This is a genomic window from Variovorax sp. PBS-H4, from assembly GCF_901827205.1.
Classification (GTDB): domain Bacteria; phylum Pseudomonadota; class Gammaproteobacteria; order Burkholderiales; family Burkholderiaceae_C; genus Variovorax.
In genome coordinates, this window is sequence record NZ_LR594675.1 from 1,590,961 (window position 1) to 1,610,227 (window position 19,267).

The 19,267-nt window shown below is 67.8% G+C and carries 17 protein-coding genes; 16 read left to right on the plus strand and 1 reads right to left on the minus strand.

Annotated features, from left to right (window positions below):
• Positions 1-11 precede the first annotated feature (11 nt).
• From E5CHR_RS07485 to E5CHR_RS07510, 6 genes are all read left to right on the plus strand, one after another.
• Positions 12-3,005, plus strand: a complete 2,994-nt coding sequence (locus E5CHR_RS07485) for a formate dehydrogenase subunit alpha (RefSeq protein WP_162579100.1) — start codon at positions 12-14, stop codon at positions 3,003-3,005.
• Positions 3,006-3,099: 94 nt separating this feature from the next.
• A complete protein-coding gene (fdh3B, locus tag E5CHR_RS07490) occupies positions 3,100-3,720 on the plus strand; it encodes a formate dehydrogenase FDH3 subunit beta (RefSeq protein ID WP_068680177.1) in 621 nt (206 codons plus the stop codon).
• The gene (locus tag E5CHR_RS07495) at positions 3,717-3,980 is read left to right on the plus strand and encodes a hypothetical protein (protein ID WP_162579101.1); all 264 of its coding nucleotides are present in this window, start codon (positions 3,717-3,719) and stop codon (positions 3,978-3,980) included. The genes fdh3B and E5CHR_RS07495 overlap by 4 nt, the downstream gene beginning before the upstream one ends.
• A gap of 28 nt (positions 3,981-4,008) precedes the next feature.
• Entirely contained in the window at positions 4,009-5,253 is a 1,245-nt protein-coding gene (locus E5CHR_RS07500) for a formate dehydrogenase subunit gamma (protein WP_162583615.1), read from the plus strand.
• The gene (locus E5CHR_RS07505) at positions 5,250-5,639 is read left to right on the plus strand and encodes a hypothetical protein (RefSeq protein ID WP_162579102.1); all 390 of its coding nucleotides are present in this window, start codon (positions 5,250-5,252) and stop codon (positions 5,637-5,639) included. The genes E5CHR_RS07500 and E5CHR_RS07505 overlap by 4 nt, the downstream gene beginning before the upstream one ends.
• The gene (locus E5CHR_RS07510) at positions 5,636-6,493 is read left to right on the plus strand and encodes a formate dehydrogenase accessory sulfurtransferase FdhD (protein ID WP_162579103.1); all 858 of its coding nucleotides are present in this window, start codon (positions 5,636-5,638) and stop codon (positions 6,491-6,493) included. The genes E5CHR_RS07505 and E5CHR_RS07510 overlap by 4 nt, the downstream gene beginning before the upstream one ends.
• A gap of 376 nt (positions 6,494-6,869) precedes the next feature.
• Here E5CHR_RS07510 and E5CHR_RS07515 read toward each other — a convergent pair whose 3' ends face one another.
• Entirely contained in the window at positions 6,870-7,067 is a 198-nt protein-coding gene (locus E5CHR_RS07515) for a hypothetical protein (protein WP_162579104.1), read from the minus strand.
• Between the two features lie 410 nt (positions 7,068-7,477).
• Here E5CHR_RS07515 and E5CHR_RS07520 point away from each other — a divergent pair, with 410 nt between their 5' ends.
• From E5CHR_RS07520 to E5CHR_RS07565, 10 genes are all read left to right on the plus strand, one after another.
• On the plus strand, positions 7,478-9,997 hold the full coding sequence (locus E5CHR_RS07520) for an ABC transporter permease (RefSeq protein WP_162579105.1): 2,520 nt from the start codon (positions 7,478-7,480) through the stop codon (positions 9,995-9,997).
• A 37-nt stretch (positions 9,998-10,034) separates the two neighbouring features.
• Positions 10,035-11,408 (plus strand): pyridoxal-phosphate dependent enzyme, encoded by a 1,374-nt coding sequence (locus E5CHR_RS07525; protein WP_162579106.1) that lies wholly within the window; start codon positions 10,035-10,037, stop codon positions 11,406-11,408.
• Positions 11,405-12,595: a trans-sulfuration enzyme family protein gene (locus E5CHR_RS07530; RefSeq protein ID WP_162579107.1), complete on the plus strand. Its 1,191-nt coding sequence runs from the start codon at positions 11,405-11,407 to the stop codon at positions 12,593-12,595. The genes E5CHR_RS07525 and E5CHR_RS07530 overlap by 4 nt, the downstream gene beginning before the upstream one ends.
• A gap of 92 nt (positions 12,596-12,687) precedes the next feature.
• Entirely contained in the window at positions 12,688-13,488 is an 801-nt protein-coding gene (locus E5CHR_RS07535; protein WP_162579108.1) for an IclR family transcriptional regulator, read from the plus strand.
• Between the two features lie 215 nt (positions 13,489-13,703).
• Positions 13,704-14,609, plus strand: coding sequence for a dihydrodipicolinate synthase family protein (locus tag E5CHR_RS07540; RefSeq protein ID WP_197893842.1), 906 nt, complete (start codon positions 13,704-13,706; stop codon positions 14,607-14,609).
• 57 nt (positions 14,610-14,666) lie between these two features.
• Positions 14,667-15,665 carry a dihydroxyacetone kinase subunit DhaK gene (locus tag E5CHR_RS07545; protein WP_162579109.1) on the plus strand — a complete coding sequence of 333 codons (999 nt, stop codon included), beginning with the start codon at positions 14,667-14,669 and terminating at the stop codon, positions 15,663-15,665.
• Positions 15,666-15,667: 2 nt separating this feature from the next.
• Positions 15,668-16,261 carry a DAK2 domain-containing protein gene (locus E5CHR_RS07550; RefSeq protein WP_162579110.1) on the plus strand — a complete coding sequence of 198 codons (594 nt, stop codon included), beginning with the start codon at positions 15,668-15,670 and terminating at the stop codon, positions 16,259-16,261.
• Positions 16,262-16,319: 58 nt separating this feature from the next.
• Positions 16,320-17,348, plus strand: a complete 1,029-nt coding sequence (locus E5CHR_RS07555; protein WP_162579111.1) for a DctP family TRAP transporter solute-binding subunit — start codon at positions 16,320-16,322, stop codon at positions 17,346-17,348.
• Between the two features lie 19 nt (positions 17,349-17,367).
• On the plus strand, positions 17,368-17,991 hold the full coding sequence (locus tag E5CHR_RS07560; protein WP_162579112.1) for a TRAP transporter small permease: 624 nt from the start codon (positions 17,368-17,370) through the stop codon (positions 17,989-17,991).
• Complete coding sequence (locus tag E5CHR_RS07565) at positions 17,988-19,265, plus strand: TRAP transporter large permease (protein WP_162579113.1); 1,278 nt, start codon at positions 17,988-17,990, stop codon at positions 19,263-19,265. Before E5CHR_RS07560 ends, E5CHR_RS07565 begins: the two co-directional genes overlap by 4 nt.
• The last annotated feature ends 2 nt before the right edge of the window (positions 19,266-19,267 follow it).

A 19,267-nucleotide genomic window follows, 5' to 3' on the forward strand; every position in this document is an offset into this window, starting at 1 on the left:
AACGACACACCATGTTGCTGACCCGCAAGTCGAGCGTCACCGCGCGTGACGGCCGATCGATTCATTCGTCTTCGTCTTCGTCCGCCGCGCCCTTCGTCCACAGCCTGCGGCGCGGTCTTTCCAATGCCTTGCCGACCATGGACCGACGCGCCTTCCTGCGGCGCTCGGGCCTCGGCGTGGGTGTCGGGCTGGCTGCCGGCCAGCTCACGCTGATGCGCAAGTCGCAAGCGGCCGAGGGCAGGCCTGCGGCCGTGGGCACCGGCAAGATCGAGGTTCGGCGCACCGTCTGCACCCACTGCTCGGTGGGTTGCGCCTCCGACGCCGTGGTCGAGAACGGCGTCTGGGTCCGGCAGGAGCCGGTCTTCGACTCGCCGCTCAACCTGGGGGCCCATTGCGCCAAGGGTGCCGCGCTGCGCGAGCACGGCCACGGCGAATACCGGCTGCGCTACCCGATGAAGCTGGTCGACGGCAAGTACCAGCGCATCGGCTGGGACCAGGCGCTCGACGAGATCACGGCCAAGCTCAAGGACCTGCGCCAGGCCAGCGGGCCCGATTCGGTCTACTGGATCGGCTCCAGCAAGCACAGCAACGAGCAGTCGTACCTGCTGCGCAAGTTCGTGAGCTTCTTCGGCAGCAACAACTGCGACCACCAGGCGCGCATCTGCCACTCGACCACCGTCGCGGGCGTGGCGAACACATGGGGCTACGGCGCCATGACCAATTCGTACAACGACATGCGCAACGCCAAGGTGGCGCTGTACATCGGCTCGAACGCCGCCGAGGCCCACCCCGTGAGCATGCTGCACATGCTGCATGCCAAGGAAAACGGCTGCAAGATGATCGTGGTCGATCCGCGGTTCACGCGCACCGCCGCCAAGGCCGACGAGTACGTGCGCATCCGGTCGGGGTCCGACATCCCCTTCCTGTTCGGCCTGCTGCACCTCATCTTCAAGAACGGCTGGGAAGACAAGAAGTACATCAACGACCGCGTCTTCGGCATGGAAGAGGTGCGCGCCGACGTGATGGCCAAGTGGACGCCCGACAAGGTCGAGGAGGCCTGTGGCGTCAAGGAGGCCCAGATGCTGAAGATCGCGACCTGGCTCAACGAGAACCGCCCCGGCACCATCGTCTGGTGCATGGGCCAGACCCAGCACAGCATCGGCAACGCCATGGTGCGCGCGTCCTGCATCCTGCAGCTGGCGCTGGGCAATGTGGGCAAGTCGGGCGGCGGCACCAACATCTTCCGCGGCCACGACAACGTGCAGGGCGCCACCGACGTGGGTCCCAATCCCGACTCGCTGCCCGGGTACTACGGCATCGCCGAGGGCGCCTGGAAGCACTTCGCCACGGCATGGGGCGTCGACTACGAGTGGATCAAGAAGCAGTTCGCGTCGCCCGCGATGATGACCAAGCCCGGCATCACGGTCTCGCGCTGGATCGACGGCGTGCTCGAGAAGAACGAGCTGATCGACCAGGATTCGAACCTGCGCGGCGTTTTCTACTGGGGCCATGCACCCAATTCGCAGACCCGCGGCCTCGAGATGAAGCGGGCCATGGACAAGCTGGACCTGCTGGTGGTGGTCGACCCGTACCCTTCGGCGACCGCGGCCATGGCCGCCATGCCGGGTCGGCCCGAGGACCTGAACCCCAAGCGCGCGGTCTACCTGCTGCCGGCATGCACCCAGTTCGAGACCAGCGGCTCGGTCACCGCATCCAACCGCTCGCTGCAATGGCGCGAGAAGGTCATCGAACCACTGTGGGAGAGCCGCAGCGACCACATGATCATGCAGCAGTTCGCCGACCGGCTCGGCTTCGGGAAGGAACTCAGCAAGAACTACAAGATGCAGAAGGTCAAGGGCATGGACGAGCCCATCCCCGACGACATCCTGCGCGAGATCAATAGAAGCTGCTGGACCATCGGCTACACCGGCCAGAGCCCCGAACGCCTGCAGGCCCACATGCGCAACATGGGCGCCTTCGACGTGCGCACGCTGCGCGCCAAGTCGGGCAAGGACAAGGTCAACGGCTACGACCTTAGCGGCGACTACTTCGGCCTGCCGTGGCCCTGCTACGGCACGCCCGAGCTCAAGCACCCGGGCAGCGCCAACCTCTACGACACCAGCCGGCACGTGATGGACGGCGGCGGCAACTTCCGCGCCAACTTCGGTGTCGAGCGCAACGGCAAGAACCTGCTCGCCGAGGACGGATCGCATTCGCTGGGCGCCGAGATCACCACCGGCTATCCGGAATTCGATCACCTGCTGCTGAAGAAGCTGGGCTGGTGGGACGAACTCACCGATGCCGAAAAGGCCAAGGCGGAGGGCAAGAACTGGAAGACCGACCCTTCGGGCGGCATCATCCGCGTGACCATGAAGAACCATGGTTGCCACGTCTTCGGCAATGCCAAGGCGCGCGCGCTGGTCTGGAACTTTCCGGATGCCATCCCGCAGCACCGCGAACCGCTGTATGGCACGCGTCCGGACCTGATGGCCAAGTACCCGACGCACGACGACAAGATGGCCTTCTGGCGCCTGCCGACCCTCTACAAGAGCGTGCAGCAGAAGAACATCGCCGACAAGGTGGCCGAGAAGTTCCCCTACATCATGACCTCGGGCCGGCTGGTCGAGTACGAGGGCGGTGGCGAGGAAACCCGCTCCAACCCCTGGCTCGCCGAACTGCAGCAGGAGATGTTCATCGAGATCAACCCGAAGGTCGCGGCCGAGAAGAACATCCGCAACGGCGAGCGCGCCTGGGTCCACACGCCCACCGGCGCCAGGCTCAATGTGCAGGCGTTGGTCACCGAGCGGGTGGGGCCGGACACCGTGTTCATGCCCTTCCACTTCTCGGGCCACTGGCAGGGCGCGGACATGCTGTCCTACTACCCGTCAGGCGCGGCGCCGGTGGTGCGCGGGGAGGCGATCAACACCTCGACCACCTATGGCTACGACAGCGTGACCATGATGCAAGAGACCAAGACCACCATCTGCAACATCGAGAAGGCTTGAACAGTATGTGCCCCCACGCTCATCACTTCGTGTATTCGCTGCCCCCCGAGGGGGCGCATGCCTCCTTTGAGGCGGCTCGGCAGGAGGCATTGATATGGCGCGAATGAAGTTTGTCTGCGACGCCGAGCGCTGCATCGAGTGCAACGGCTGCGTCACTGCCTGCAAGAACGAGAACGAGGTGCCCTGGGGCGTGAACCGCCGCCGGGTCGTCACGCTCAACGATGGGGTGCCGGGCGAGAAGTCGATCTCGGTGGCCTGCATGCATTGCTCCGATGCGCCCTGCATGGCGGTGTGCCCGGTGCAATGCTTCTACCGCACGGAAGAGGGCGTCGTGCTGCACGACAAGGACGTCTGCATCGGCTGCGGCTACTGCTCCTATGCCTGCCCTTTCGGCGCCCCCCAGTTCCCGGCCCAGGGCACGTTCGGCGCTCGCGGCAAGATGGACAAATGCACCTTCTGCGCCGGCGGGCCCGAGGCCAACGGCTCGCAGGCCGAGTTCGAGAAGTACGGGCGCAACCGCCTGGCCGAGGGCAAGTTGCCGGCCTGCGCCGAGATGTGCTCGACCAAGGCGCTGCTGGCCGGCGACGGCGATGTGGTGGCCGACATCTTCCGCACCCGCGTGCTGCATCGCGGCAAGGGTGCCGAGGTCTGGGGCTGGGGCACCGCGTATGGCTCGCAGCAGGCCGGCACGCCGACCAACGGAGGCACCAAGTGAGGCGCGCAACGTTGATCATCGCGGCGGCCGTGGTGTCGCTCGCCGCCTGCAGCGAGAAGCCGCAGACCAACGCTCAGGGCGTGAAGTACGACGCCGCGCCGTGGAGCGGCACCAGCACCGGCGCCAACTCCGGCACGCAGGCGACCGCCGGTACGGCGTTCACCGCCCCCGGCTGGAAAGTGGGCGACAAGAACGCCTGGCAGCAGCAGCTCAAGGTCCGGACCCAGAACGGCCAGAACGACTACACCCGCGACAACTGAAGAAGCGCAAGGAGGCTGCATGAGCTTCATGAACAAGCTGCTGAACGCCCTGGCGCTGACCGCGGCATTGACAGCCGCGCTGGCATCCGGCCCGGGCATGGCGCAGACGCCGAACCCCGCTGCGGGTGGTGGCGCTGTCAGCGGTGCGCCCGCGCCCCAGGCGCCTTCTGTCGAAGCACCCGCAGCCTCGCAGGCGGGCGGCATCCGCGGCCAGAACATCTTCGAGGTCAAGCCCGAGGCCAGCGCCGATCCGAACTACTTCCAGCAGAGCAACGGCGAACGCATGAAGGTGCAGCCCGGCAACAATGCGCCGATGTGGCGGCAGGTGGGGCAGGGCGTGACCGGCTACAGCAGCCTGCCCGTTTCGCAGGCGCCCGAGGCCGGCAACCTGATCCAGCCTTTCGTGAAGTACCCCGGCTCGCGCCTGACCAACGCCGGCGAGGCGTGGCGCCAGGTGCGCAACCAGTGGATCATTCCGTACGGTGCCGCGTTTCTCTTCGTGGTGCTGCTGGCGATCGCCATCTACTACTTCACGCACGGGCCGATTCGGCTGCATGGTGCGCCCACCGGCCGCAAGATCGAGCGCTTCACGCCCTTCGAACGCGCCACCCACTGGTCCAACGCGATCGCCTTCGTGGTGCTGGCGGTCTCCGGGCTGGTGATGGCGTTCGGCCAGTTCTTCCTGCTCCCGATCATCGGCGCGTCGCTTTTCGGCGGCTTGACCTACGCGCTCAAGACCCTCCACAACTTCGTCGGTCCGCTGTTCGTGGTCTCCCTCGTGCTGATGTTCATCACTTTCGTGCGAGACAACCTGCCCAGCATGGCCGACCTGAGATGGCTGGCCAAGGCGGGGGGACTGTTCGGCAGCGCCGAGCCGCCATCGCACCGCTTCAATGCCGGCGAAAAGCTGGTCTTCTGGGGCGGCGTTCTCGTGCTGGGCGCGATCATTGCCGGCTCGGGCCTCTTCCTCGACAAGCTGCTGCCGGGCTTCGTCTACACGCGCGGCGAGATGCAGGTCGCGCACATGATCCACGGGGTGTCGACGATCCTCATGATGGCGATGATCCTCGGCCACATCTACATCGGGACGATCGGCATGACGGGCGCCTACGATGCCATGCGACACGGCTACGTGGACGAGACCTGGGCCCGCGAGCACCACGCGTATTGGTACGACGACATCGTGGCCGGCAAGATCCCGGCCCAGCGCAGCGCCGAGCTGCCCCCGGCCATGCCGGTGCCCCCCGCCCGCGTCGAAGGAAACCCCTCATGAAGAAGACCGTGATCGCCTGTGGCCTCGCGCTGGCCGCGAGCGCTTTCGCCAAGCTGCCCGCGCCGCCCGACACGCCCGAAGCCAAGGCCAAGGCAGCCGAAGCCGCCGCCAGGACCGCCTGGAGCGGAAAGGTCGAGGCCTACAAGCTGTGCGAATCGCAGGACAAGGTCGCGGCCAAGTACCGCGCGGACGCGGCGGCCGCCGGCAAGCAGTTGGCGCCGCCGCCTTCGCTCCCCCCGTGTGCCGACCCGGGCCCCTTCGCCTTCACGCCGCAGGAGCAGAAGCCGCTGGAGGCATCGGGCGCTCACTCGCCGCCGGGCAACGCCTCGTCCCCGCCGAGCAACAACCAGCCCGCCGCGGCCATCAATCCCACGCCGAAGCAGTGACGCATGCCCCGCCGCTTCCACGCCTGACCTCGGCACGCGCCGAGCTCACGCGCGAAGTGGAAGTCGTCGACGAGCATGGCGAGCACGGCTCGGTGTCGATACCCGCTGAACGCGACCTGACGGTCTATGTCGACCGGCGCGAGCTCGTCACGCTGATGACGCTAGGTGCACAGCCCGAGTTGCTGGTGCTCGGCTACCTGCTGAACCAGCGGCTGATCGAGTCGGCGGCGGACGTCGAGTCGATCACGGTCGACTGGGAGGTGGGCGCCGCGGCCGTGAAGACCCACGCCGGCATCGACCGGATCGAGGAGCGCACCGCCAAGAAGGTGGTCACCACCGGCTGCGGCCAGGGCAGCGTGTTCGGCGAGCTGATGGCGGGCATCGATCGCGTCGAACTGCCTGCGACGCGCATGCGGCAGTCGCAGCTCTATGCGCTGGTCAACGCGATCCGGCTCCAGGAGAGCACCTACAAGTCGGCCGGTTCGGTGCACGGCTGTGCCCTGTTCACGCTTGGCGAGGGCGATGATGACGCGCGCATGCAGTGCTTCGTCGAGGACGTGGGCCGCCATAACGCGATCGACACCATTGCCGGCTGGATTGCGATGCAGCCGCCCGGGCGGCTCGCAGGCGGACGCGTGTTCTACACCACCGGTCGCCTGACCAGCGAGATGGTGATCAAGTCGGCCCAGATGGGGGTGGCCATCGTGGTTTCGCGCAGCGGCATCACGCAGATGGGCCACGAGGTTGCCCTGCGCGTGGGGCTGTGCGCCATCGGGCGCGCGACCAACCGGCGCTTCATCTGCTACGCGGGCTTCGAGCGGCTGGCGCTGCAGCCCGAACTGGCGCTCCGGTAAGGGCGTGAACTGGGGTTGGCGGCAGGGGGTCGAACGAATCTTGGCCGCCCTGTTCGTCGCCGCGGCTGCCGCCGTCGCGCCCGGCTTCGCGCAACGAGGCGGGGGGCGGCGGCGGTTTCCATGGGGGCGGTTTCCACGGCAGCGGGTTTGCGGGCGCGGCGCCGTTCCAGGAGGGCACCGTACTTTCGATGGATCCATTGCTGTTGGTTTGAGGCCGGAGCCGGGATGTCGTCCCGGCAGCCGAGTCACTTTCTTTTGCTTCGCCAAAAGAAAGTAACCAAAGAAAAGGCGACCCCACTGCGCGTGACCCTTCGCTTCGCTACGGGCAACCTGCGGTGCTCGCTTTTCGCGGGGTCCGCGCAAACTCGCCTGCGGCTCAAACACGCGCGGCCCTGATCCGCGAAAAGCTCCGCTCCTCGGCACGCGCAGAGGGGATATCGACGGGCCATTGCTTCGCTCGGCCACCAGCGGCCTCGCTGCGCGAGGCCTGGAACAGGGGCGTGCGTATGCGCTCGCACTTGAGCACGAGCACGAGCACGAGCACGAGCACGAGCACGGACATGGACATGGACATGGACATGACATGGAGATGTGCGCGGATCAGGGCCGCGCGTGTTTGAGCCGCAGGCGAGTTTGCGCGGACCCCGCGAAAAGCGAGCACCGGAGGCTTCCCGCAGCGAAGCGGAGGGATGCGGCCAGTGGGGTCGCCTTTTCTTTGGTCACTTTCTTTTGGCGAAGCAAAAGAAAGTGACTCGGCTGCCGGGACGACGCCCCGGCTCCGGCCTCATACCAACGGCAACGTACGAATCGATAGCCAGGCTGTGCCCCCCCAACCCCCTCGAGGGGAGGGAGCTAGACGGGGAGAAGGAGCAAGTCCCAGCCGAAGATCGACACCCACCCGAAGATCGACACCGGATGTCGCATCCCCCCACAGGAAGCCCCCGCAACCCGACCCCACGCCGGGCATCGGCTATGGTGCGCTCCATGAACGCCTCCCTCCGCCTCGGCTGGCGCACCCTCTGGCGCGACCTGCGCGCCGGCGAGCTGCGTCTTCTCATCGTCGCCGTGCTGCTCGCCGTCGCTGCGCTGACCGCCGTCGGCTTCTTCGCCGACCGGCTCAAGGGCGGGCTGCAGCGCGATGCGCGACAGCTGATCGGCGGCGATGCCGTGCTCGCGAGCGACAACCCGACGCCCGCGCCCTTCATCGAGCGGGCTCGCGCGCTGGGCCTGCAGACCGCCGGGACCTACGGATTTCCGACCATGGCGCGCGCCAGCGACGAACAGGGAGGCGCGGCGAAGCTGGTGGCACTCAAGGCAGTGGAGGCCGGCTATCCGCTGCGCGGCAGCCTGCAGGTCAGCACCGCGCCCGGCGCGCCGGGGCAGCCCACGCGCGAGGTGCCCGCGTCCGGCGAGGTCTGGGTCGATGCCTCGCTGCTGGAAGCATTGGGGCTCAAGATGGGCGACACGCTGCTGCTGGGGGACGCCGGCCTGCGCATCGCGCGCGTGATCACGCTGGAGCCCGATCGCGGCGCCGGCTTCATGAGCTTCGCCCCACGCGTCATGCTCAACCAGGCGGATGTGGCACGCACCGGCCTCGTGCAGCCGGCCAGCCGCGTCAGCTATCGCTTCGCGGTGGCTGGAGACACGGTCGCGGTCAAGCGGTTCAGCGACTGGGCGGACGCGACCCTCAAGAAGGGCGAGCTGCGCGGCATACGGCTCGACTCCTTCGAAAGCGGCCGCCCCGAAATGCGCCAGACCCTCGATCGGGCAGAGAAATTCCTCAACCTGGTCGCGCTGCTGGCTGCGCTGCTGTCTGCAGTGGCGGTGGCGCTGGCGGCGCGCGGGTTTGCAGCCAATCACCTCGACGACTGCGCCATGCTGCGCGTGCTGGGCCAGAGCCAGCGCACCATCGCCCAGGCCTATGCCTTCGAGTTCGCGGCCATCGGCCTGGCTGCGAGCGCACTGGGCGTTGCGATCGGCTTTGCCGTGCACTACGTGTTCGTGCTGCTGCTCGCCGGCCTGGTCGACGCCTCGCTGCCGGCGCCGAGCCTGTGGCCGGTAGCGTTCGGGCTCGGCATGGGGTTGACGCTGCTCTTCGCCTTCGGGTTACCGCCGGTGCTGCAGCTCGCGCAGGTGCCGCCGCTGCGCGTGATCCGGCGTGACATGGGCGGCCTCAAGCCGGCCTCGATGGCAGTGCTCGGGCTCGGCGTCGCCGGCTTCGCGGCGCTGCTGCTGGCGGCCAGCAGCGATCTCAAGCTGGGCTTGATCGCGGTCGGAGGCTTTGCCGCCGCGGTGGCTGTGTTCGCCGTGCTGAGCTGGCTGGCGGTGCTGCTGCTGCGCCGCAGCGTCAACGAGACGACCGCGCCGCGCTGGCTGGTGCTGGCCACGCGCCAGATCTCGGCGCGTCCGGCCTACGCGGTGGTGCAGGTCAGCGCGCTCGCCGTGGGGCTGCTCGCGCTGGTGCTGCTGGTGCTGCTGCGTACCGACCTGGTCGCGAGCTGGCGCCGCGCATCGCCGCCGGATGCGCCCAACCGTTTCGTGATCAACGTGATGCCCGACCAGAGCGAGGCCTTCCGCCAGGCGCTGCAGGCCGGCGGCGTCACCAAGTACGACTGGTATCCGATGATCCGGGGCCGGCTGGTCGCGATCAACGACAAACCCGTCACGCCCGACGACTATGCGGACGACCGCGCCAAGCGCCTGGTCGACCGCGAGTTCAACCTCAGCACCGCCGCCGAGCGGCCGCCGCACAACGAGGTGGTGGCGGGCACCTGGGGGCCGGAGAAGCAGGGCGAGGTCAGCGTGGAGCAGGGGCTGATGGAGACGCTGGGCCTCAAGCTCGGGGACCGCCTGCGTTTCGATGTCGGTGGCCAGCAGAACGAGGCGCGCATCACCTCCGTGCGCAAGGTCGACTGGGGCTCGATGCACGCCAACTTCTTCGTGATGTACACCGTGAGCTCGCTGGCCGGCGATGTCCCCGTCACCTACATGAGCGCCTTTCGGGCGCCCGACCGCCCGGGTTTCGACAACGCCCTGGTGCGCACGTTCCCCAATGTCACCAACGTGGACATGAGCGCCACCATCGGGCAGGTGCAGCGCGTGCTCGACCAGGTGATCCGCGCGGTGGAGTTCCTGTTCGGCTTTACCCTCGCGGCGGGGCTCGTGGTGCTGTTCGCAGCGGTGACGGCCACGCGCGAGGAGCGGGCGCGCGAGTTCGCGGTGATGCGCGCGGTCGGTGCGCGCGGCAGCCTGCTGCGGCAAGTGCAGCGCGCGGAACTCGTGGGCGTGGGTCTGCTGGCCGGCTTCCTGGCCAGCATCGTGGCCTCGCTCATCGGCTGGGGACTGGCGCGCTACGTGTTCGACTTCAGCTGGACCGCGTCGCCGCTGGTGCCGATCGCCGGCGCGCTGGCCGGTGCCGTGCTGGCGCTGGCGGCCGGCTGGTGGGGGCTGCGCGAGGTGCTTCGCAGGCCGGTGGTCGATACGCTCAGGCGCGCAGCGGAATAGGCATGGCGCGGCTACGATCGTCGCGTGAGGTGACCGCATGACGAACGAGACCCGCCCCGCCGTCCTGGACCTGATCGGCAACACGCCCCTGGTGCCCGTGACGCGCCTGGACACCGGCCCCTGCACCCTGTTCCTCAAGCTCGAATCGCAGAATCCGGGCGGCTCGATCAAGGATCGCGTGGGCCTCGCGATGATCGATGCGGCAGAGCGCGATGGGCGCCTCGAGCCCGGCGGCACGGTGGTCGAGGCCACGGCCGGCAACACCGGCCTGGGCCTGGCGCTGGTGGCGCGTGCCAAGGGCTACCGCGTGGTGCTGGTGGTGCCGGACAAGATGTCGACCGAGAAGGTGCTGCACCTCAAGGCACTGGGCGCGGAGGTCCACACCACGCGCTCGGACGTCGGCAAGGGCCATCCCGAGTACTACCAGGACTATGCGGCGCGGCTCGCCCGCGAAATCCCGGGCGCCTTCTTCGCCGACCAGTTCAACAACCCGGACAACCCGCTCGCGCATGCCTCCAGCACCGGCCCCGAAATCTGGCAGCAGTGCGGGCACGACGTCGACGCGATCGTCGTCGGTGTGGGCTCGGGCGGCACCATCACCGGGCTCACGCGCTACTTCCGCGAGGTGCAGCCTGCGCTGTTTTTCGTGCTGGCCGACCCGGCGGGCTCGGTGGTCGCCGAGTACACGCGCAGCGGCTCGGTGGGCGAGGCCGGGTCCTGGGCGGTCGAAGGCATCGGCGAGGACTTCATCCCCGGGATCGCCGATCTCTCCGGCGTGAAGAAGGCCTATTCGATCAGCGACGAAGAAAGCTTCGGCGCCGCGCGCGAGCTGCTGCGGGCCGAAGGCATTCTCGGCGGCTCCTCCACCGGCACGCTGCTGGCGGCGGCGCTGCGCTTCTGCCGCGAGCAGACGAAGCCGCTGCGCGTCGTGAGCTTCGTCTGCGACACGGGCACGCGCTACCTCTCCAAGGTCTACAACGACCAGTGGATGCTCGACCAGGGCCTGCTCGCGCGCGAGCAATTCGGCGACCTGCGCGACGTGGTGTCGCGCCGTTTCGAGGAGGGCGGCGTGATCAGCGTCGGCCCCGGGGACACGCTGCTCACCGCCTTCCAGCGCATGCGCCTGGCCGACGTGTCGCAGCTGCCGGTGCTGGAGGACGCGAAACTGGTGGGCGTGATCGACGAGTCCGACCTGCTGCTGAGCGTGCACGCCGATGCCGCGCGCTTCCGCTCCAGCGTGAAGAGCGCCATGACCGATCTGCCCGAGACCCTCCCTTCCAGCGCCAGCCTGGCCGAGCTCGAAGCCGTGCTCGACCGCGGCCTGGTCGCGATGATCGCGGACGAAGCCGGCTTCCACGGACTCATCACCCGCACCGACCTGCTGAACCATCTCCGGAGAAAGTTGAAGTGAGCCAAGACAAGACCTCCCGCGACCCACTCGCATTCGCCACCCGCGTGATCCACGCCGGCCAGGCGCCGGACCCGACGACCGGCGCGATCATGCCGCCCATCTACGCCACCTCGACCTACGTGCAGCAGAGTCCCGGCGTGCACAAGGGCCTGGACTATGGCCGCTCGCACAACCCCACGCGGTGGGCGCTGGAGCGCTGCGTCGCCGACCTCGAGGGCGGCTCTGCGGCCTTTGCCTTCGCCTCCGGCCTGGCCGCGATCTCGACCACGCTGGAACTGCTGGATGCCAATGCCCACGTGGTCTCGGGCGACGACGTCTACGGCGGCACCTTCCGCCTCTTCGAGCGCGTGCGCGCGCGCAGCGCGGGGCACCGCTTCAGCTTCGTCGACCTGACCGATCCGGCGCGGCTGCGGGAGGCGCTGACGCCCGAGACGCGGATGGTCTGGGTCGAGACGCCCACCAATCCCCTGCTGCGGCTGGCCGACCTGCACGCCATCGCCACGATCTGCCGCGAGCGCGACATCCTGTGCGTGGCCGACAACACCTTCGCGAGCCCGTGGGTGCAGCGCCCGCTGGAACTGGGCTTCGACATCGTGGTTCACTCAACCACCAAGTACCTCAACGGCCATTCGGACGTGATCGGCGGCGTGGCCGTGGTCGGCCGCGAGGAACGGCATGCGCCGTTGCGCGAGCGCCTGGGCTTCCTGCAGAACTCGGTCGGTGCGATCGCCGGGCCGTTCGACAGCTTTCTCACGCTGCGCGGCGTGAAGACCCTGGCGCTGCGCATGGAGCGGCATTGCAGCAGTGCGCTGGCACTCGCGCAGTGGCTCGAGGCGCAGCCGCAGGTCGCGCGCGTGCACTATCCGGGACTGGCCTCGCACCCGCAGCATGCGTTGGCGCGGCAGCAGATGACGCAGGGCTTCGGCGGCATGATCTCGATGGATTTGAAGACCGATCTTGCCGGCACGCGGCGCTTCCTGGAGGCGGTGCGCATCTTCGCGCTGGCCGAGAGCCTGGGCGGCGTGGAGAGCCTGATCGAGCACCCGGCCATCATGACGCACGCCACCATTCCGGCCGAAACGCGCGCGAGGCTGGGCATCGGGGATGGGTTGGTTCGGCTCTCGGTGGGTGTGGAGGACCTGGAGGATCTGCGCGCCGATCTGCAACAGGCGCTCGCGGCAATCTGAAGCGCTCGTCGAACGGTCCTCGGCAAAAAGGATCTTGATTCCGGATTCCGGACGAACTACATTTGTCCGCTGCCCCTCCGCGATGACATTCCATGAGCGAACCCAAGAAGCTTCCTTCCCCTGACGACAAGAACCGCATCCAGTCCTTCGGCAAGATGATGGACATCCTCGGCAGCTTCACGACCGTTCACCGGGCGTTGAGCCTGGCGCAGGTGGCCGAGTCGGCCGGCCTTCCGCGCGCGACGGCCCACCGGATGCTCACGGCGCTGCGCGAAATCGGCTTCATCCAGCAGGAAGCGCGCAGCGGGCTGTACGGCCTCGGCATCCGGCTGTTCGAGCTGGGCAACCTGGCGCTCGCCAACATGGACCTGATGCGCGAGGCCAAGCCCTTCATGGACCGGCTCTCCCGCCTCGCCGGCGAGACGGTCCACCTGGGCGTATTCGATGGCTACAACGTCATCGTGGTGGAGCGCGAAGATCCCCAGGAGCGAATTTCGGCACGCGACCTGAGCGGCACCGAATCGGCACCGGCCTACTGCACCAGCGTGGGCAAGGCGGTCCTGGCCTTCCAGGGCCCGGAGGTCATCGAGCGCATCGTGGCAGCCGGCATGCGGCCCTTCACCGCGAACACGCTCACCACCGCGGAAGCCCTGAGCGCCGACCTGGCCGCCATTCGCAAGCGCGGCTATTCCATCGACAACTCCGAGCACCAGGTCTGGGTCCGCTGCGTGGCTGCGCCGATCCGAAACGCGGGCGGCCAGGTCTTCGCGGCGGTGAGCATCACGGGCTCGGCCGACCGGGTGACCGAGGCGCGCACCGAGCAGCTCTCGGGCCTCGTGATCCAGACGGCCGATTCGATCTCTCGTCACCTGGGCTACGTCGAGCAGCCCTGAGCGCGCAGCGCTCCTCCCACTCACGAATCCTGCTCGCGGGTTTTCCCCGATAGGCCGGCTTTTCTTGAAATCGCAGAATAACGGAACGCTGTACCGGATTCCGGAATGATCGGTTCAGCGCTACTCCCATAAGCGTCGCCAACTCGTCGCGACGTCTTCGGACTCAGGCTCCGTCCAGGTCGCCGCCCTCGTTCATGCATTCAAAGGATTTTTTCGTGACCACTCCCAGTTCTTCTTCGCTGCGCCACAAGTTGACCGGCGTCCTGCCTCCCATCACCATGCCCTTCGATGCCAAGGGTGACCTGGTCAAGGGCGGCCTGAAAGAGCAGATCGACTTCATCATCGGCGCGGGCGCCCGCGCGGTGGTGGCAGGCGGCAGTACCGGCGAAGGGCATACGCTGACCGACGCCGAATACGAGACGGTGATGCGCGAGGCCTACGAGGCCACCAATGGCCGCGTCCCCTTCGTTGCCGGCCTGATCGTGCAGAGCACGCGCGACGCGATCCTGCGCACCAACCGGCTGAAGGGCCTCAACATCGAGGCGCTGCAGGTCACCCCCGTGCACTACCTGTTCAAGCCCGATGCCGAAGCCACGATCGAGCATTTCCGCGCCATCCACGACGCCACCGGCATTCCGATCCTCATCTACAACGTGATTCCGTGGAACTACCTCGGCATCGACCTGATGCTGCGCATCATGGACGAGGTGCCCGGCGTCGTCGGCATGAAGCAAAGCGGCGGCGACCTGAAGTCGGTGTCCGACCTGCTGCTGCGCTGCAAGCCCGACAACCTGGTGCTCTCCGGCGTCGACGCCTTGCTCTACCCCGGCTTCTGCATCGGCATGCATGGCGCCATCACCGCGCTGACCAGCGCCGTCCCGGGCGTGATCGTCAAGCTCCAGAAGGCCGTGGCCGCCAACGATCACGAGACCGCACGCGAGATCCACTTCAAGCTGAACGCGCTGTGGAACAGCCTCAACCACGACAACCTGCCGGCTTGCGTGAAGTACATCCAGCACTTGCAGGGCGTGTCGATGTTCGAGCCGCGCGCGCCGATGATGCGCGTCAGCCAGGCGCAGAAGGACGCGATCAGGAAAAACCTGCAGCCGCTGCTGGGCTGATCGACCGAGGAAGGCCGGGGCCACGCGCCCTGGCTCCCCAACCCCTGGAGACATGCAGTGAAGAAGATCCTCAATGTGCCGGCCGACTACGTCGACGAGATGCTCGATGGCCTGTGCGCCGCGCATTCCGAAAGCCTGCGCCTGATCGGTGACGACCGCCGCGTCGTCGTGCGCGCCGGGGGCCCGGTGCCGGGCAAGGTCGCCATCGTGACCGGCGGTGGCTCCGGCCACCTGCCGGTATTCCTCGGCTACATCGGCGACGGCCTGATCGACGGCTGCGCCGTCGGCAACGTCTTTGCCGGTCCGCGCGTCGCCGACTGCCAACTCGCGATGCAGCACTGCGATGGTGGTGCGGGCGTGCTCGCCCTCTATGGCAATTACGGCGGCGACCGGATGAACTTCGACATGGCGCAGGAGTTCCTGGAGCTCGAGGGCAAGGACATCGCCTCGCTGCGCGTGGCGGACGACGTGGCGAGCGCGCCGCCCGAGCAGCGCGAGAAGCGCCGCGGCGTGGCCGGGCTCGTGTTCGTCTACAAGGTGGCCGGGGCACGGGCCGCCGCCGGCGGCAGCCTCGCCGAGGTCACGGCCGCCGCAACGAAGGCGGCCGGCGCGGTGCGCTCCATCGGCGTGGCGCTCACGCCGTGCATCGTGCCGGAGTCCGGCAAGCCGAGCTTCGAGATCGCCGACGACGAGGTCGAATTCGGCATGGGCATCCACGGCGAGCCCGGCATCTGGCGCGGCAAGCTCAGGAGCGCGGATGCGCTCGCCGACGAGATGCTCGATCGCCTGCTGCCCGAACTGAACGCGGCTCGCGGCACGCGCATGGCCGTGCTCGTGAACAGCCTCGGTGCGACGCCCGCGGAGGAGCTCTACATTCTTTATCGCCGAATTGCCGGGCGGCTCGCCGATCTGGGCGTGACTCCGGTCATGCCGCTCGTCGGGCGCTACGCCACGTCCATGGAGATGGCCGGCGCCTCGCTTTCGCTGATGCCGCTCGACGCCGAACTGGAGGCGCTGCTGAAGGCGCCGGCGAGCTGTCCGTTCTGGAAGACCTGAGCATGGACGCACCGATGCTCAAGGCTGCGCTCGATCGTTGGTCGCGCGCGATGGCGGCGGCAGCGCCGGAACTGAATGCACTGGACGCGCGCCTGGGCGATGGCGACCTGGGCGCGACGCTCGAGAAGTGCGCCGCCAACGTGCAGGCCGCGCTGCCCGGCATGCCCGACGCGTTGGAGGACATCTGCAAGTCCACCGCGCAGGCCTGCGCCAAGGCCTCCGGCTCCAGCTTCGGCACGCTGCTCGCGGTCGCGTGGCTGGGGGCTGCGAAGTGGGTGCCGCCGCGCAGCACGCTGACCCGCGCCGAGCTGTCGGCGCTGCTCGCGCAGACGGTGCAGACGCTGTCGGCGCGTGGAGGCGCGGCGCTCGGCGACAAGACCATGCTCGACTCGCTCGATGCCATTGCGCGCGCGCTGGGCGCCGCGAGCGACGAGGGCGACCTGCGCCGGGTTGCGCGCACCGCCGCCGAGGCCGCGATCGCCGACTTCCGCGGCAAGCCCAACCGAATCGGCCGCGCGCGCATGTTCGCCGAGAAATCCCAGGGCCTGGACGACCCGGGGATGGTGGCCGTGCTGCGCATGACCGAAGCCCTGTAGACCTTTCCAAGAGACACCCTGCGCGATACGCGCCGAATCGACAGCCAAAGGACCGACCATGACCAACTCGTTCGAACTCATCGCCGCCACGCGCCGCGGCCTGCTGCTCTCCGCCTTCGCGCTCGCGCTGCCGCTGGCTGCGCATGCGCAGACGCGCGACCTGAAGGCCGGCACCAGCATGGCACCCGACCATCCTGCGGCGCTCATGCTCAACAAGTTTTCCGAAGTGCTCGCGCAGAAGAGCGGCGGCAAGCTGAAGACGACAGTGCACAACAGCGGCGTGCTCGGCGCCGACATGCAGCAGCAGCAGCAACTGCAGGCGGGCACGCAGGACGTGATGACCACCGGCACCGCCACCATGGCCGGGCAGATCAAGGAAATGGCCATCCTCGACTTTCCCTACGTCTTCCAGTCCGGCGAGGAATTCGACCGCACCATGGACGGCGCCATGGGCAAGCTGCTGGCCGACAAGGCCTACGACAAGGGCTGGGTGGTGCTGGCCTACACCCACAACGGCTTTCGCAACACGACCAACAGCAAGCGCCCGATCACCAAATGGGAGGACTTCGACGGCCTCAAGCTGCGCGTGATCCAGAACGCGATGTACATCGACATGTTCAAGCAGCTCGGCGCCAACCCCACGCCGATGCCCGTGACCGAGGTCTACACCGCGCTCGAGACCAAGGCGGTCGATGGCCAGGAGAACCCGCTGGCCCAGATCGTCACCATGCGCATGCAGGAAGTGCAGAAGTACCTGAGCCTGACCCAGCACTCGATCAACTCCGAGGCGCTGCTGATGGGCCGCAAGACCTGGGACAAGCTGTCCAAGGACGAACAGGCGATGGTCATGGCTGCCGCCGCCGAGGCCAAGGGCTTCAAGCGCCAGCAGCTCGCCCTGCTCGAAAAGCAATGGCTCGAGGCCGTGAAGAAGGCGGGCATGCAGGTCAACGAGGTCACGCTGGCCGAGCGTGAGCGCATGGCCACACGCCTCAAGCCCGTGATCGACCGCCAGAACGAACGCGTGGGCGAGGAGTTCGCCCGGCAGTTCTACGCAGAGACCCAGAAGCAGCGCATCGCGGCCAAGTGACCGGGCGCGAGGAGACCTCATGCATCCAACCCCCGCGGCCGCGGCGCAGCGTGGTCTCTTCGACCGCTTCGCCGACGCCTACTTCAGGCTGATCGAGCTGGTGCTCGTGCTGTGCCTGGGCGCCATGGTGATCATGGTGCTCGGCAACGTCATCCTCCGCTACGGCTTCAATTCGGGCATCACCGTGTCCGAGGAACTCTCGCGCTTCCTCTTCGTGTGGCTGGTGTTCCTGGGCGCCGTCACGGGCATGCGCGACAACGCCCACCTGGGCGTCGACATGCTGGTGCGCAAGCTGCCGGTGTTCGGCCGCAAGCTCTGCCTCGCGCTGAGCGAAGTGCTCATGCTGCTGTGCTGCGTGCTGTTCTTCTGGGGCACCTGGCAGCAGCACGACATCAACGTCGGCAACCTGGCCCCGGTCACCGAGCTCTCGATGGAGTGGGTCTTCGGCGTCGCCTACGTCAGCGCCGGCTCGATGGCCTTCCTGATCGTGGCGAAGCTCTGGCGGCTCTTCACCGGGCGGCTGTCGGACGACGAGCTGATCCAGGTCGCGGAATCCGAGGAGCAGGCGGTCATCGATGCGACGACCACCACCACCGGCACCGAGCCGCGAGTGGCCACGGCCGTCGCCGGGAGCCGCCCATGACCGTCTTCGTCTTCGCCGGCTCGCTCGTCGCCGCCATGATGCTGGGCATGCCGATCGCGTTCGCGCTGATCGTCTGCGGCCTGGCCTTGATGCTCTTCATGGGCAACTTCGACGCGCAGATCGTCGCCCAGAACCTGGTCAGCGGCGCCGACAACTTTCCGCTGCTGGCCGTGCCCTTCTTCCTGCTCGCCGGCGAGCTGATGAACCAGGGCGGCATGTCGCGCCGCATCGTCAACGCGGCGCTCGCCTGGGTCGGGCACCTGCGCGGCGGGCTCGGCTACGTCGCGGTCGCTGCCTCGATCCTCATGGCCTCGATCTCGGGTTCGGCCATTGCCGACACGGCCGCCATCGCGGCGCTGCTCATCCCGATGATGCGCACCGCCGGCTACAACATCCCGCGCGCCACCGGCCTCATCTCGGCCGGCGGCATCATCGCGCCGGTGATCCCGCCCTCCGTCGGCCTGGTGCTGTTCGGCGTGGCCGGTGGCGTGTCGATCACCAAGCTCTTCATTGCCGGGATCGTGCCCGGCATCCTGCTGGGCCTCGCCCTCGCGCTCACCTGGTTCTTCGTGGCGCGGCGCGACAAGGTGGAGGTCGCGGCCCGCGTCCCGATGGGCGAGCGGCTGCGCGTCACCGGCCAGGGCTTCTGGGCCTTCGTGCTGCCGGTCATCATCGTCGGGGGGTTGAAGTTCGGCGTCTTCACGCCCACCGAGGCGGCGGTGGTCGCTGCCGCCTACGCCTTCATCGTCGGCAAGTTCATCTACGGCGAGCTGAAGTGGAACCAGCTCTACGGGGTATTGCTGTCGGCCGCCAAGACCACGGCCGTGGTGATGTTCATGGTGGCCGCCGCGCTGGTGTCGGCCTGGCTCATCGCGATGGCGAACATCCCGGCGCAGGTCACCGAGATGATGCGGCCCTTCCTCGGCAACCCGACGCTGCTCATGTTCGCGCTGATGGTGCTGGTGGTGATCGTGGGCACCGCGCTCGACTTCGCACCGACCATCCTGATCCTCACCCCCGTGCTGATGCCGATGGTGAAGGAAGCCGGCATCGACCCGGTGTACTTCGGCGTGCTCTTCGTCATCAACAACGCCATCGGCCTGATCACGCCGCCCGTGGGCACGGTGCTCAACGTGGCCAGCGGCGTGGCCAAGGTGCCGATGGGCGACGTGATCAAGGGCGTGATGCCCTTCTTGATCGCGCAGCTCGTCGTGCTCTTCCTGCTGGTGCTGTTCCCGAGCATCGTGCTGGTCCCGCTCAAGTGGCTGCACTGAAA